This is a genomic window from Erwinia sorbitola (assembly GCF_009738185.1).
Lineage (GTDB): Bacteria > Pseudomonadota > Gammaproteobacteria > Enterobacterales > Enterobacteriaceae > Erwinia > Erwinia sorbitola.
Genome location: NZ_CP046509.1, coordinates 3153948 through 3168490 on the forward strand (window position 1 = coordinate 3153948; position 14543 = coordinate 3168490).

The window sequence follows — 14543 nt, forward strand, 5'->3', positions numbered from 1 at the left end:
CCTGAATCAGGGATGACATGCCTCGTTTTTTACTCTTCCGGCGCGTCCTTCAATACCATCTGACCATGTTTGCGCTCAATGATCATGGTCTGCGGTGCGGAAAGCATCACTCCTTCCTTGCGCAGACGCGTGAGAATATCAAACAGTAAATCACTTTTCGCTCCGCCAACCTGACGCGGACTGGCAACGTTGCCCGTCACCGACATGACAATGCCGGTGGAGGTTAAATCTTTGAAGGCAACCGATGGCTCCGGGTTCTCAAGGATACGTTCGTTATCGTTGTAGACATCCAGCAGCAGCTGGCGCACCTGCTGTGGATCGATATCCAGCGGGAACGTCAGCGTAATAGTAGCCACACCCTGCGCATTGCCCATAGTGGCGTTACGTACGTTTTGCGAAATCAGCTGCGAGTTCGGTACGATCACCGTCGATTTGTCACTCAGCTGGATCTCTGTGGCACGCACGTTGATACGACGGATATCCCCCTCAATACCGCTGATACTCACCAGATCGCCCACTTTTACCGGGCGCTCCGTCAGCAGGATCAGGCCGGAAATAAAGTTCTTCACAATCTCCTGCAAACCAAAACCGATACCTACCGACAAGGCACTGACGATCCACGCCAGCTTGTTCCACTGCAGGCCCATAATCGACAGCGTCATCAGGATCACCAGCACAAAACCAATATTGCTGAACAGGGTAATCAGCGACACGCGCATTCCCTTGTCCATCATTGTTTTGGGCAGGAAGTCATGCTCCAGCCAGCGTTTAACCGAGCGCAGCACCCAGATGCCGACCACCATGCAGATCAGCGCATTGAGCATATGCGCAGGGACGATATTCAGTGATTCGAGGCCCTTCCCTCCCCAGAATTCAATCGCTTTCTGCACCAGCTCAATCGGCGTCGAACTGCCAAAAGTACCGTTAAGCAGAGCCATCGCCGCCGCCAGTACAAGCACCGTTTTCCCTATCGCGCCCAGTACAGCGGCCACCTGACCAAGATGACGCTCATCAATATTCAGTGACGCCTGAATACGCTTACCCGAGGTGTTATTGGTCGAAAACAGACTTTCGCAGCCGTCGGCAACCAGCTGACTGAGAATATAGAATGACCCGAAAACAATTCCCATCCAGATCAGTTCATAGCTGAGGAAACGCGCCAGCGTGATATAGCCGATAACCAGCGCAATCATAATGGCTACGCCAATCAGCGTCAGCGCCATCTGGATCAGACCAACCAGCGTTGATTTCGCCTCCGGCTGATTACCTTCCTGCTGCATACGGCGACGTACGCGATTGGTTCGCATACTGATCGAAAGAGCGGTGGCACCAATCAGCAGCGCCGTCATACCATTAGCGAAAATCGTGGTTCCCACGCTGGTATTCGCGCTGCTGTTGAAGATTTCCAGCGTCTGGAAAATAAACACCAGCGCAGCGGTCAGCGGCGGATAGGGTTTTAACGCCAGAGCGACTTCATTCGAAATATTAGGCAGCCGCCAGGAAGGACGGCGGGTGGAGAGAAAGGCACGGCCTAATCCGGCAATCAGACCACAGAGCACGCTCAGTCCTACCAGCTTATCAGCGAAATTTCGTACTTCGTCGACAACCTCATCGTGGCGGGTAAATGCCAGATCGAGGAAGTTGAAAGCCAGCACAACCGCTGCAAGAGTGGTAACCGCCGTGGCAGCCGCAAGGAAACTGCGGCGCAAACGCCCTTCCGGCAGATGATGGATGCCGACCCAGGCGAGAAACTCCTCCAGATAGCGGCGGCCCAACGTTGCTACCAGCCCGGCACACAGCAGCCAGAGGACGGTACCAAAACGCCAGCCTGGCTCCCAGGAGAGCGCCGCAGTGGTCGCCAGCTCATCAACAAAATCGCTGATTTTACTGCTGTCATCGCTCTGCGTATTAAACATCGGTGACCAGAAGCGAGGCCCGAAAATACTGCCGGCATTGAGCGCCAGCTGAGTTTTCAGTGCATCACGGCGCAGGTTAACAATCTGCGTTGACAGATTTATTGCCCCGCTTTTGATCGCTTCCGCCTGCTTAATCTGGTCATCCATTTTTGCTTTCTGGTTTTCCAGCTTATTACGTTTGCTGGTGACCTCAGCGGTCTCTTTCACCCCACTATCGGGCTTCGGAGCCGGGCCAAGCACCGCCAGCTGCGCCTGTAACTGCGCACGCTGCGGGATAATGCTCTGCATCAGGGCATCGGCATCGCCGGATAACTCCAGCGCCAGGTCGTTGAGCGTATTGAGCTTACTGTCGTTGGTTTCACCAGAAACCTGCTGCTTAATTTTATCCAGCACCTTCTGCATTTTTGGCAGCTCAACGGAAGCATTCACCTTGGGTGGAGCATCATTTTGCTGAGTACTGTCGTTATCCGCTGCCAGAACCCACTGAGGCGATAGCGCCACCAGCGCCAGCAGACAAACACGAAGAAAAGTTAACAAGCCAGACATGTGCAGGTTCCTGTGATACTAAGGGCAGCGCCGGGGCGCCTGTCATTTTCCGGCTAGTTTATGCTTTTGATCTTGCCGGGACTATAGGATTCTTGATGTAAAAATGAGGTCGATATTATAAGAATTTTCTATGACACCACTCTACTGGTGTTATGGCAAATTAGTTAGAAAAAGACGCATGGAGCCGCTATGTCCCTTCCCCAAGCCGATGTGATCGTTCGCGCAGCGACCGCCGCCGATATCGACGCCATTACCCGTATCTATGCCTGGCACGTGCTGCACGGCTGTGGTTCATTTGAAGAAACACCACCCGATGCGGCAGAGATGGCGGCCCGATATCAAAAAGTCAGCTCACTCGACCTGCCCTGGCTGGTTGCCGAGCTGGAGGGAAAAGTCGTGGGCTACTGCTACGCCACACAATATCGCCCGCGTCCTGCCTATCGTTTTACCGTGGAAGATTCAGTCTATATTGATGCAGAAATGGGGGGGCGCGGCATCGGCAGCGCCCTGCTGGAGGCACTTATCAACCGCTGTCAGCAGGGGCCATTCCGGCAAATGCTGGCAATTATCGGCAACGGCGAACGCAACGCTGGCTCACTTAATCTGCATAAAAAGATGGGCTTTGAGATTGTCGGTAACTTCCGCGCAGTCGGTTTTAAACATGGGGAATGGCGCGATACGCTGCTGATGCAGCGGGCACTGTAAAAACGATAAATCGGGGCGCGGCAATGCACGCCCCATAAAAACCAGCGCGCTACTCTGTTGCGCTGTCATCCTCTCGGCCATTGCTGGCCATCTGCGAAGCCTTCTGCTTTTTATAACTCAGCGCCGCCGGAGGAACCGGAGACACCTTGCCGGTTTCCATCCACTTACGCAGGCGGTTAGCATCCGCAAAATGGGTATATTTGCCAAAAGCGTCCAGCACCACCAGCGAAACAGGACGATTATTGATCACCGTACGCATCACCAGACAGTGCCCTGCCTCATCGGTATAGCCGGTTTTCGTCAGCTGAATATTCCAGTCCGGGCGATACACCAGATGATTAGTATTACGGAATGGCAGGGTGTAATTCGGATTACGGAAGGTGGCCATATCTTCATGGGTGGTACTCAGCTCACCCAGCAGCGGATAACGTTTGCTGGCGATCAGCAGCTTGCTCAAATCGCGCGCCGTTGAGACGTTTTTAATCGACAGCCCGGTTGGCTCAACGTAGTGCGTATTGCTCATGCCGAGCGAACGCGCTTTAGCATTCATGGCGCGGATAAACGCATCGTAACCGCCCGGATAATGGTGTGCCAGGCTGGCCGCTGCACGGTTTTCTGACGACATCAGCGCCAGCAGCATCATATTTTTTCGGCTGATTTCGCTGTTCAGTCGCACACGCGAGTAGATACCGCGCATCTCGGGCGTATGGCTGATATCAACCGTCAGCATTTCGTCCATCGGCAGACGGGCATCGAGCGTCACCATTACCGTCATCAGCTTGGTAATGGAGGCAATAGGACGCACCAGATCCGGATGGCTGGCGTAGATTATATTCTGGGTTGTCAGGTCGACAATCATCGCACTGCCTGAGGCAATTTCAGGCTGCGCTGCCGTGCTGGCAACAGCAGGCTGATGAGTACGGGCAGCGGCCTGATTCAGGATACCCTGACCAGAAAACAACAAAACCACACTTAAAAGAGACAAACGAATTTTTGCAGGCATCGATGAAAACTTAACGGCAAATGATCGGGGTGTGGAGGCCACACGCCGCTTCCCGCAGAGTTGCGGGGGCTGGCGCAGGCATAATACGCCGGAAGCTCAGGATTTTCCTACAGGATATTCGTGTCCGGGCGTTACCAGCCTACCGCCGGTTTCCCGACGGTAGCGGGTTTCAGAACAGCTGATAGCCATAGCCCCAGATCAGGACAGTCATCGCCAGTAACACTTCAAATACCAGAATGCCGATGGCAAGGGTTGAGCCGGAGAAGCGTAAACTCTCTTCACGGTCAATATTCAGAAACAGCGGGATACCTACGTAGAGCAGATAGCCGGTGTAGACCAGCGCCAGTGCGCCCACCAAAACACAGAGCCACACCAGAGGATAGAGCGCCACCACCCCGCTAAGAAACAGCGGTGTTGCCACGTAACCGGCAAAGACACGACAGCTGGTTAACGATGGCCGCTGCGGGTAGTCACGTGCCATCCACCAGATAACCCGTCCCATGACTGCCACGCCGAGCAGCATCAGCGCATAGAACATAATAGCCAGAGAAAAGGCGGTATACATTGAGAGAGGGATAGTGCGTTCTATGCCGATATCCCAGCCGATTTGTGTGGTACCGATAAAAGCGCAGACCACCGGGATCAGCGCCATCAGCAGCACGTGGTGAGTGTAATGGTGCGAGAGTGTTTCATTCTCTTGCTTAATGTCGCGCATCTCCCGACCCGGGTGCGCCAGAAGTCCCCAGACATGGTTCATATCTTCACTCCTCTGTACAACGGACCGCCAGCAGGCACGCCAGGGGCGGCATCTCTTCAAGTATATGTGCACCTTGCCTGTTTGTTTTTTATCCAAACGACATTAACGTTAAGCACTTCATTCTTCATATAAAATAAAACCTGATTGCCCTGAGTTCACGGCAAGTTTTGTCAAAAGGAGTAGACTTAACAGCAAAGTAATAATGAGGAGTAGGGTTTTGCATATTGATGTGAATACGCTGATTTCCCAGTATGGTTACTGGGCGCTGTTTATTGGTTGTCTGGCTGAAGGTGAGACATTTACCCTGCTTGGCGGCGTCGCTGCACATGAGGGCCTGCTGCATTATGGCTGGGTGGTTCTGGTTGCCATGTGCGGTGGTGTGCTCGGCGATACCGCGCTGTTCTTTATTGGCCGCCGCTACGGTGAGCCAATACTTCAGCGTTTTAAAAAGCATCAGCAGCAAATTGCTCGAGCTAACCGCTTGATCCGCAAACGCCCGGTACTGTTTGTGATTGGCGTGCGTTTTATGTATGGATTACGCATTGTCGGGCCGATTATTATCGGCGCCAGTAAGCTGTCGCCACGGAAGTTTCTGCTGTTTAATTTTATCGGCGCGGCGCTGTGGGCGGTAATTTTTGTTTCGTTGGGTTATCTGGGCGGTCAGGTAATTGCGCCGTGGCTGCATCAGCTCGATCACCATTTAAAACATCTGTTCTGGCTGGTGCTGGCGGCAGCGCTGGTCTGGGGAATCAGGCTGGCAGTGAAGCACCGGCAGCGGCGTCAGAGATAAGGGGGCCAGGCGAGGCATGCCTCGCCGGTTCGCGCTTGTGTTTGTGTTTGAGAATTTGATTCTGGCATCCGGGCAGCAGTTATCCCCCCGGCAGCTGCCGAAAAAAATCTGCATAGGTGTCTCCCCTCACCTGCTCCAGCACCTCTGCCAGCTGTTCCAGCGGCGCATCAGACCAGTCAACGCGCAGATCAATGTCCGCATACGCACGCCGATCCCACACCTGTAACGCCGCAGAGCGAATGCCGCGCTCATCCCCTCCGGCATCCTGTGCTGCATTCAGGGCAGCCAGCATCCGATCGGCGAGCGGCAAATCAAGTGCATTTTCATAAGCCTGTTGCATCGCCGACAGCACCTGTTCGCTGACCAGCATATTGCCCGCCACCGCCAGCTGCGAACCCGCCAGGCTGCTGAACCAGCGCCCGCACAGGCTACCGCTCCAGTGTGCCGTCTCACCGGCGTTATCGATAATCAGCAGCTGCCGTCGCTCCCGCTCATCATCCTCTTTCAACAGCAGATGCAGGGTCTGCTGCGCAGTCAGCCCCGCCGTCAACAGCTCCAGCCCGCGGCTGCCGTACAGCGGGTTAGTCAGTGCCTGAGTGGCTATCGCGCCAGTGCGGGATCGGCCGTGGATCACCAGCGCACCTACCGCCGGGCCACCCGTAGCAGTCGCCGCCGCCAGCGCCCCACTCTGTATATCTCGTGCCACAATAGAAAAGGTCATCGCGCTCTCCTTCTGCCAGCCAGATCAAATTTATATGGATAAATTATTGCACTTAACCTTATTTATACGCATAAATAACAAACAGGACAAACTTTGTTCATCTGCACGTCACAATGTGCGCTGACCACTCTGCTTAACGAGGATCACCATGCTCAAATCGCTATGCACCGGGTTGCACTCTCTTTCAGTTTGCCTCTGTCTGCTGGCACTGGTACCGCAGGCCCGGGCGGAATCGCCCCCTGGCGTACTGGTGGTGGGGCAGGTTGCCGAACCGCAGTCTCTCGACCCGCAGGTGGCGACAGCGGCGAACGATTCGCGCATTCTGGTGAATATTTACGATGGCCTGGTGCGTAATGCCCCGGGTTCACTTTCGATTGAACCGGCCCTCGCCAGCCGCTGGGAGATCAGTCCTGACGGTCTGCGCTATACCTTCCACCTGCGTGAAGGGGTAACCTTCCACGACGGCACGCCGTTTAACGCTGATGCGGTAAAATTTACCTTTGAACGCATGCTTAATAAGCAAAATCCCTGGTATCACACCGGTCCGTTCCCGCTCAGTTTTTTCTTCTCCTCCATCGACACCATCACCACTCCGGATGCACAAACAGTGGTATTCACGCTAAAACAACCGTTCGCCCCGCTGCTATCGAACCTCGCCACGCCTGCCGGACTGATTGTCTCTCCCGCGGCGGTGAAGAAATATGATAAAGACGTGGGCCGCCATCCGGTCGGCACCGGTGCTTTTCGTTTTTCCGAGTGGCAGGCCAACCAGCGCGTGGTGCTGACCGGCAATAAAAGCTACTGGGATGGCGCACCAAAACTTGAAGCGGTGGTGTTCCGTCCGATTACCGACGGCAACACCCGCACCGCTGAGATGCTCTCTGGCGGTCTTGATGCGATGGTAGAAGTCCCGCCGGATACGGTAAAAACGTTTGCTGATAATCCGCAGTTTCAGATGCATCAGGCGGTGGGGCCGCACGTCTGGTTCCTGCTGCTGAACACCAAAGAGAAACCGTTTAATGATAAGCGCGTACGCCAGGCGGTGAACTACGCGGTTAATAAGCAGGCTCTGGTGGACAACGTTTTACAGGGATCGGCACAGGTGGCGGATGGCCCGATCCCCTCGGCGTTTGCATGGGCAGCCAATAAAGAGGTCAGTCCCTATCCTTATGATCCGGCGAAAGCCCGTGCGCTGTTAAAAGAGGCGGGAGCCGAAGGGGCCACGCTCAACTTCTACGTCACCGAAGGAGGATCCGGCATGCTCGATCCGATCCCGATGGCTACCGCCATACAGGCCGATCTGAAAGCCGTGGGCCTTAAGGTGACCATCCAGACCTGGGAGTGGAATACCTATCTGGCAAAAGTGAACGCCGGACTGACCCCGCAAACCCAGATGGCAGAGATGGCGTGGATGACCAACGATCCCGATACCCTGCCGTTTCTGACGCTGCGGCGCGATGCCTGGCCGGATAAAGGAGGCTTTAACTCCGGCTATTACAGTAATCCCGAGGTGGATAAGCTGCTGGATGAAGCACGCAGCAGCAGCGATCAGCAAAAACGCGGTGCGCTCTATCGTCAGGTGCAGGGAATTGTTCACGACGATGCGCCCTGGCTGTTTGTCGCTAACTGGCAGCAGAACGCGGTTACCACACGTCAGGTGCAGAACTTTGCCCTGCAACCTAACTTCAACCTGATCCTGCATCAGGTCAGCAACCCCTGACGGAGGCCGCCTGCTATGTGGAACTATCTATTGCGGCGACTGCTGGGCATTATCCCGGTGATTGTTGGCCTGTCGCTGATTGTGTTTTTGCTGATGGCGATGATCCCCGGCAATCCGGCTCAGGCGCTGTTGGGTGCCTTTGCCACGCCGGAGAATGTTGCACGCGTCAGCGCCGAACTGGGGCTGGATAAGCCGCTGTGGCAACAATATTTTATCTGGGTGAATAACCTGCTGCACGGCGACTTTGGCCGCTCCTACGTGCTCAATCGTCCGGTTATTGATGAAGTGCTGGAGCGTCTGAGCGCCACGCTGCTGCTGGGAGGCTGCGCACTTCTGCTGAGTGTCATCCTCGGCCTGCTGGCGGGCGTTACCTCGGCAGTACGCCAGTTTGGCTGGGGCGATCGGCTGATCACTCTGCTGGTGCTGATCGGTATTTCCCTGCCCTCATTTCTTATCGGACTGCTGATGATTATGCTGTTCGCCGTCAGCCTGCGCTGGTTTCCTGCTTCAGGTATGTTCGCCATCTACGGCGGCGGTGACGCGCTGGATCTGCTGCACCATCTGACGCTGCCCGCTATTACGCTGGCGATTGTTGCCACCGGAGTCATCGCCCGTCTGACGCGCACCGCAATGCTGGAAGTGCTGCGCCAGGATTATATCCGCACCGCCCGCGCCAAGGGCGTCAGCGAACGCCGGGTCATCTGGCGTCACGCCTTCCGCGTCGCGCTGGTGTCGGTAATACCTGCCATTGGCATTCAGGCCGGATTTGTGCTCGGCGGTGCGGTGTATATCGAAACCGTCTTCCAGTGGCCGGGGCTGGGGGCGATGCTGGTTAAAGCCGTCTCCACCCGCGATCTGCTGCTGGTACAGGGCGGCGTGCTGGTTGCCGCCATTGCCTATGTTTTGATCAACCTGCTGACTGATATCGTTCAGGCCTGCCTCGACCCGAGGGTAAAATCATGACGGCCCCGACTTCTCTCCCTGCGCGCCGCTCCGGCTGGTCGCTGCTGTTACATAACCGTCTGGCCGCACTGGGATTGCTGCTGCTGGCGATCACCCTGACGGCAGCCTGTATTGCCCCACTGCTGCCGCTGCCGGATCCTGATGCCACCGACCTGCTGCAACGTCTGGCACCGCCGCTTACGCCGGGCCATCTGCTGGGTACCGATGCGCTGGGGCGCGATATGCTGTCGCGCCTGCTGTGGGGCTCGCGGGTTTCCGTCGCCGTTGGCCTCAGCGCTACCCTGCTGGCAGCGATTTTCGGCACGCTGATTGGCCTGATAGCCGGATATGCAGCCGGACGCACCGACACCATCCTGATGCGCCTGATCGATATGATTATGGCCTTCCCCTATATTCTGCTGGCGCTGGCGATTGTGGCGGTGCTCGGGCCGGGGCTGCTCAATGCTCTGTATGCTATTGCGCTGGTCAATATTCCTTTCTTTGCGCGCAACGTACGCGGCCTGACGCTGGGCCTGCGCAAGCGAGATTTTATTCAGGCGGCGCAGCTGTCGGGTAAAAACCATACGCAGATTCTGTTAAGTGAAGTCCTGCCTAACGTACTGCCGCTGATTGTAGTGACGCTCTCCACCACGATTGGCTGGATGATCCTCGAAACCGCCGGGCTCTCTTTCCTCGGGCTGGGGACTCAGCCACCGGATGCTGATTTAGGCTCGATGCTCGGCCAGGGACGAAATCAGCTGTTTATCGCTCCGCATGTGGCACTGGTGCCTGGAGTGATGATTTTTCTACTGGTGATCGGCTTTAACCTCCTCGGAGATGGCGTGCGCGACCTGCTAGACCCGCGGCTGAAATCCGGCGCACTGCTGCGCTCGCAGGCGATGACCACGGTCGATCGCAGCCAGATCCCGCCCCGCACTCATCCTGATGCCCTGCTGGAAGTGACCGATCTTCAGGTGGCTTTCAGCCGTGGCGGGCAGCGGGTGCCGACGGTGAAAGGCGTCAGTTTCCATTTACATGCGGGGGAATGCCTCGGGCTGATTGGTGAAAGCGGATCCGGTAAAAGCGTAAGCGCACTGGCTATTATGGGGCTGGTGGCCTCGCCGCCTGGCGTGATCACCGGCGGCAGCGTCTGGCTGGGTGACGAAGAGCTGCTGTCACTCTCCGCCAGCCAGCTCCAGCAACGGCGCGGAGTGCGCGTGGCCTATATCTTCCAGGATCCGCTTACCTCACTACATCCGCAGATGCGCATCGGCCAGCAGCTGGTGGAGGCTATTCAGTGCCACCAGCCGCTGAACGCCGCCGCCGCCCGCGCTAAAGCCATTGCATTGCTGGAAGATACCGGAATTCAGCAGGCGGCAGAACGCTTTGATGCCTGGCCACATCAACTTTCCGGCGGCCAGCGCCAGCGCGTGGGAATTGCTATCGCGCTGGCCAACGATCCCCAGGTGATTATCGCCGATGAACCCACCACCGCGCTGGATGTCACGGTGCAGGCGCGTATTCTTGCTCTGCTGAACGATCTGCGCCACAAACGCGGGCTGGCGTTACTGTTTATCACCCATGATTTTGCCGTCGTCAGCGAAATGTGTGACCGGGTGGCCGTAATGTGTCACGGCGAAATTGTCGAAAGTGGCATCACTGCCGCCGTATTGCAGGCCCCGCAGCATGACTACACCCGGCGGCTGATTGCCAGCGTTCCGCAGCGCGGCCAGGGTCGGGCATTCCTGCAACAGATCCGTCAGCTACACTCGCGGGAGATCTCATGAAAAAAGTGATTGAAGTCCATAACCTGAAAAAAACCTATCAGAGTCAGGGAGGATGGTGGCGACGCAGTACCGCCGTTGAGGCGGTGAAAGGTATCAGCTTCGAGCTGTTCCAGGGAGAAACTCTTGCGGTGGTTGGTGAGAGCGGCAGCGGAAAAAGTACCCTGGCACGGATGCTGGTCGGCCTGGAATCCCCGACCTCTGGCACTCTGAAAATTCAGGGTGAAGAGGCCAGCGTCCTGGCGCAGCGTGGTGTGCAGGCATTGGGTAAAACCATCCAGTATGTATTTCAGGATCCGGTAGCATCATTGAACCCGCGTAAAACCATCGGGCAGATCCTCAGGGTACCGCTGCAGCGGCTGTGCGGATATCGCAGCAGCGACTGCCTGCCACGGATGCAACAATTACTGACAGCGGTGAATATGCCGCACGACGCCCTGAACTGCTATCCTCATGAGTTTTCCGGCGGTCAGGCGCAACGGCTGGCGATTGCCCGTGCACTGGCGGCAGAGGCACAGATCCTGGTGCTGGATGAACCAGTCAGCGCCCTCGACGTTTCGGTACAGGCACAGGTTCTGCTGTTGCTGGAGGATCTGAAACAGCAGTTCGCTCTGTCGTATCTGTTTATCAGCCACGATCTGGCGGTGGTAGAGTCAATTGCTGACCGCGTGGCGGTGATGAATTCTGGTACTATCGTTGAGTGCGCCGCCACACAAACGCTGTTCAGTGCGCCTGAGCATGATTACAGCCGCCAGCTACTGGCCAGCGCCCCGGTCTGGCAGGTCACACCGCCAGTCGTTCAGCCCACTTTCTGACACACAGGTGACCATGTCTTCAGTATCGACGCCCCCCGAGGCGGTAAAGCGTAAACGTACCGACACGATTATCGACGCGATTAAACAGAGCATTGTTGATGATAACCTGCTCCCCGGCGATCGACTGCCGCAGGAGAAAGATTTAATGCTGCGTTTCGCCGCAGGCAAAAGTACGGTGCGTGAAGCCCTGAAAGCGCTGGAAGCCCAGGGACTGATCCGTACGCGCACCGGCCCCGGTGGCGGCGCATTTATCGACAGTATGCCAGAGGCCCGCGCCATGAGCCTGCTGTCGAACTATCTGTTCACCCGTGAACTGAGCATCAGCCATATCTATGCGCTGCGTAAAACCCTCGAGCCGCAGGTGGCAGTCAGCGCCATAGGTCAGATTGATGAGGCGGGTTTTCAACGGCTGCATCAGCTGATTCGTGTATACGATCATCCCCCAGCCAGCGAGCAGGAGCGCTGGGATCAGCGCATGGCCGAGCTGGATTTTCACAGCGTGGTAGCCAGCTACTCAGCTAATCCGCTGCTGGCCTTCTTCTGCCGTTTTCTGCAACGCCTGCTAAAGGATCTGGCCGTGTGCAAAGATATATATCAGCAACCGCAGCCGGTTGACCGTCGTCAGGGGATTGAATATCAGTATCAGCTGATTGATGCGCTGCGCCGCCAGGATCCCACTGCCGTGGAGCGCATTATGCGTGACCATATGCAGCATGCCGAACAGGCGATGCTGGCCTTGCAGGCAACGCTGGAGGATCGTTTTTTGCGCGATGATAGCTGAGTAAAGCGAGGTCGAGGTCAGGAATGCCTGGCCCCTGCTACAACCGCTCACCCTCATCAAAAAACGCGCTACTCCATGCCCTTAGCCCACCCGGGTCACGGAAACAGCGTCTATAGTTAATTCCATGAATACTATAAAACGAAAGATTGAAGACCACGGCGTCATTGGTGATTTGCGTACCTGTGCACTGATTGCTACTGACGGTTCACTCGACTATTTCTGCTGGCCCAACCTCGACAGCCCATCGGTATTCAGCGCCCTGCTTGACAGCGATGATGCCGGGTTGTTCAGCCTCAGCCCGGACTGGCCTGATGCCCGCCGTATGCAGCTCTACCTGCCTGATACCACCCTGCTGCAAACCCGCTGGCTGGACGATCGCGGTGTGGTGGAGGTGACCGATTATATGCCGGTCTGCCAGCGGGAAGATCGCCAGCCACGTATTATCCGCCGTATTAACGTGGTACATGGCCGCGCCACCATTAATCTGCGCTGCGCCCCGGTACACGACTACGCCCGTGCAGAAACCCGCGCCACCCTGCACCCCGGGGCGGTAACGTTTCATGCCGAAGGGCAGCCGACGCTCTGCCTGACGGGTGAGGCGGAGTTTACACTTGAGGGGGCCGCAGCCGTAGCGCGCTTTACTCTGGAGGAAGGGGAATCTCGCGAATTTATCTTCGGTGGCAATGAAGATCCGGAGCGCGAAGAAGATGGCACCGAAAGCTGCTTCGACGCCACTCTGGCATTCTGGCGGCAGTGGAGCGCTCAGAGCAGCTACCAGGGCCGCTGGCGGGAGATGGTGAACCGCTCGGCGCTGACGCTGAAGCTTCTCACCTCCTGGCAGCACGGTTCCATTGCCGCTGCCGCCACTTTTGGCCTGCCGGAAGAGCCGGGCGGCGAGCGCAACTGGGACTATCGCGCCGCGTGGATCCGCGATGCCTCTTTCAGCATGTATGCCCTGATGCGTCTTGGCTATATCGACGAAGCAAAAAACTTCACGCAGTGGGTGGGCCGCTGCGTAGAAAACAGCCATAACGAGGTTGAAAAACTTCAGGTAATGTACCGCATCGACAGTGGAACCGAGCTGCACGAAAGTGAGCTGCTCAACCTTTCTGGCTATGCCGGTTCGACCCCGGTACGCATCGGCAATGACGCCTGGCACCAGTCGCAGCTGGATATCTACGGTGAATTAATGGATGCCATCTATCTCGCTAATAAATATGGTGAGGCGATATCTCAGCGCGGCTGGAACCACGTCAGCAGGATGATTGACTATGTGGTTGAGCACTGGAATGAGACTGATGCAGGTATCTGGGAAATGCGCGGTGAGCCGCAGCATTTTCTTCATTCGCGTCTGATGTGCTGGGTGGCACTGGATCGCGCTTTGCGCCTGGGTGAAAAGCGCTCGCTCTCCATGCCCGCCTCACGCTGGGCCGCCGCGCGCGATGCCATCCGCGCTGATATTTGGGAAAACTTCTGGCATAAAAAAGGGGGGCATTTTGTGGCAACCCGCCACGGCGAATTCGTGGATGCCTCAATGCTGCTGATGCCGCTGGTGCGCTTTGTTGGTGCCACGGATCCTGACTGGCTGGCGACGCTGGATGTCATCAAAGAGAAACTGGTCAGCGACGGTATGGTACGACGTTACAACGTCAGTGAAACGCCAGCCGATGGCCTGCAGGGAGAAGAAGGCGCATTTGCCGCCTGCTCATTTTGGTACGTTGAGTGCCTCGCGCGGGCCGGGCGCATTGATGAAGCGCATTTTGAATTTGAGAAGCTGCTAAATTACGCCAACCACCTCGGCCTCTACGCGGAGGAGTTTGACAGTCATGGTCATCCGTTAGGAAATACCCCCCAGGCGCTGACCCATCTGGCACTGATCAGCGCGGCTTTCTTCCTCGACCGTAAACTGAGCGGTAAAGATCCGCTCTGGCAACCCTGAAAGACCGGACAATGCATCGCCAAAATGATGCCTTTACGGACATTTTATCGTAAAGATAGTTCAACAAGGAAAATCCTGGTTTCATCCGGGGCCATAATGCACATATAATGTGCAGCCGGTCACA

General features: G+C 56.5%; 12 protein-coding genes. 8 read left to right on the top strand and 4 right to left on the bottom strand.

The annotated features are described in order from the left end of the window. Positions 1–29 precede the first annotated feature (29 nt). The gene (locus GN242_RS14160) at positions 30–2462 is read right to left on the bottom strand and encodes a DUF3772 domain-containing protein (protein ID WP_156287699.1); all 2433 of its coding nucleotides are present in this window, start codon (positions 2460–2462) and stop codon (positions 30–32) included. Positions 2463–2651: 189 nt separating this feature from the next. On the opposite strand from GN242_RS14160, the gene GN242_RS14165 reads away from it, so the two are divergent. Then, positions 2652–3167 carry a GNAT family N-acetyltransferase gene (locus GN242_RS14165; RefSeq protein WP_156287700.1) on the top strand — a complete coding sequence of 172 codons (516 nt, stop codon included), beginning with the start codon at positions 2652–2654 and terminating at the stop codon, positions 3165–3167. A gap of 49 nt (positions 3168–3216) precedes the next feature. On the opposite strand, the gene pbpG is transcribed toward GN242_RS14165, so the two are convergent. Continuing rightward, entirely contained in the window at positions 3217–4170 is a 954-nt protein-coding gene (gene pbpG, locus GN242_RS14170; protein WP_156287701.1) for a D-alanyl-D-alanine endopeptidase, read from the bottom strand. Between the two features lie 169 nt (positions 4171–4339). After that, positions 4340–4927, bottom strand: coding sequence for a Yip1 family protein (locus tag GN242_RS14175; RefSeq protein ID WP_154752040.1), 588 nt, complete (start codon positions 4925–4927; stop codon positions 4340–4342). Positions 4928–5144: 217 nt separating this feature from the next. Between GN242_RS14175 and GN242_RS14180 the strand changes: the two genes are divergently transcribed. Beyond that, entirely contained in the window at positions 5145–5717 is a 573-nt protein-coding gene (locus GN242_RS14180) for a DedA family protein (protein ID WP_154752041.1), read from the top strand. A 79-nt stretch (positions 5718–5796) separates the two neighbouring features. On the opposite strand, the gene GN242_RS14185 is transcribed toward GN242_RS14180, so the two are convergent. Then, positions 5797–6438, bottom strand: coding sequence for a DUF1028 domain-containing protein (locus tag GN242_RS14185; protein WP_154752042.1), 642 nt, complete (start codon positions 6436–6438; stop codon positions 5797–5799). Positions 6439–6586: 148 nt separating this feature from the next. Between GN242_RS14185 and GN242_RS14190 the strand changes: the two genes are divergently transcribed. From GN242_RS14190 to GN242_RS14215, 6 genes are all read left to right on the top strand, one after another. Beyond that, on the top strand, positions 6587–8158 hold the full coding sequence (locus GN242_RS14190; RefSeq protein ID WP_156287702.1) for an ABC transporter substrate-binding protein: 1572 nt from the start codon (positions 6587–6589) through the stop codon (positions 8156–8158). Positions 8159–8173: 15 nt separating this feature from the next. Continuing rightward, complete coding sequence (locus tag GN242_RS14195) at positions 8174–9121, top strand: ABC transporter permease (protein ID WP_154752044.1); 948 nt, start codon at positions 8174–8176, stop codon at positions 9119–9121. Continuing rightward, entirely contained in the window at positions 9118–10887 is a 1770-nt protein-coding gene (locus GN242_RS14200; protein ID WP_156287703.1) for a dipeptide/oligopeptide/nickel ABC transporter permease/ATP-binding protein, read from the top strand. Before GN242_RS14195 ends, GN242_RS14200 begins: the two co-directional genes overlap by 4 nt. Beyond that, a complete protein-coding gene (locus GN242_RS14205) occupies positions 10884–11699 on the top strand; it encodes an ATP-binding cassette domain-containing protein (RefSeq protein ID WP_156287704.1) in 816 nt (271 codons plus the stop codon). Before GN242_RS14200 ends, GN242_RS14205 begins: the two co-directional genes overlap by 4 nt. A gap of 13 nt (positions 11700–11712) precedes the next feature. Continuing rightward, on the top strand, positions 11713–12480 hold the full coding sequence (locus GN242_RS14210) for a FadR/GntR family transcriptional regulator (RefSeq protein ID WP_154752047.1): 768 nt from the start codon (positions 11713–11715) through the stop codon (positions 12478–12480). Positions 12481–12604: 124 nt separating this feature from the next. Continuing rightward, positions 12605–14419 (top strand): glycoside hydrolase family 15 protein, encoded by a 1815-nt coding sequence (locus GN242_RS14215; RefSeq protein ID WP_154752048.1) that lies wholly within the window; start codon positions 12605–12607, stop codon positions 14417–14419. Positions 14420–14543: the final 124 nt, after the last annotated feature.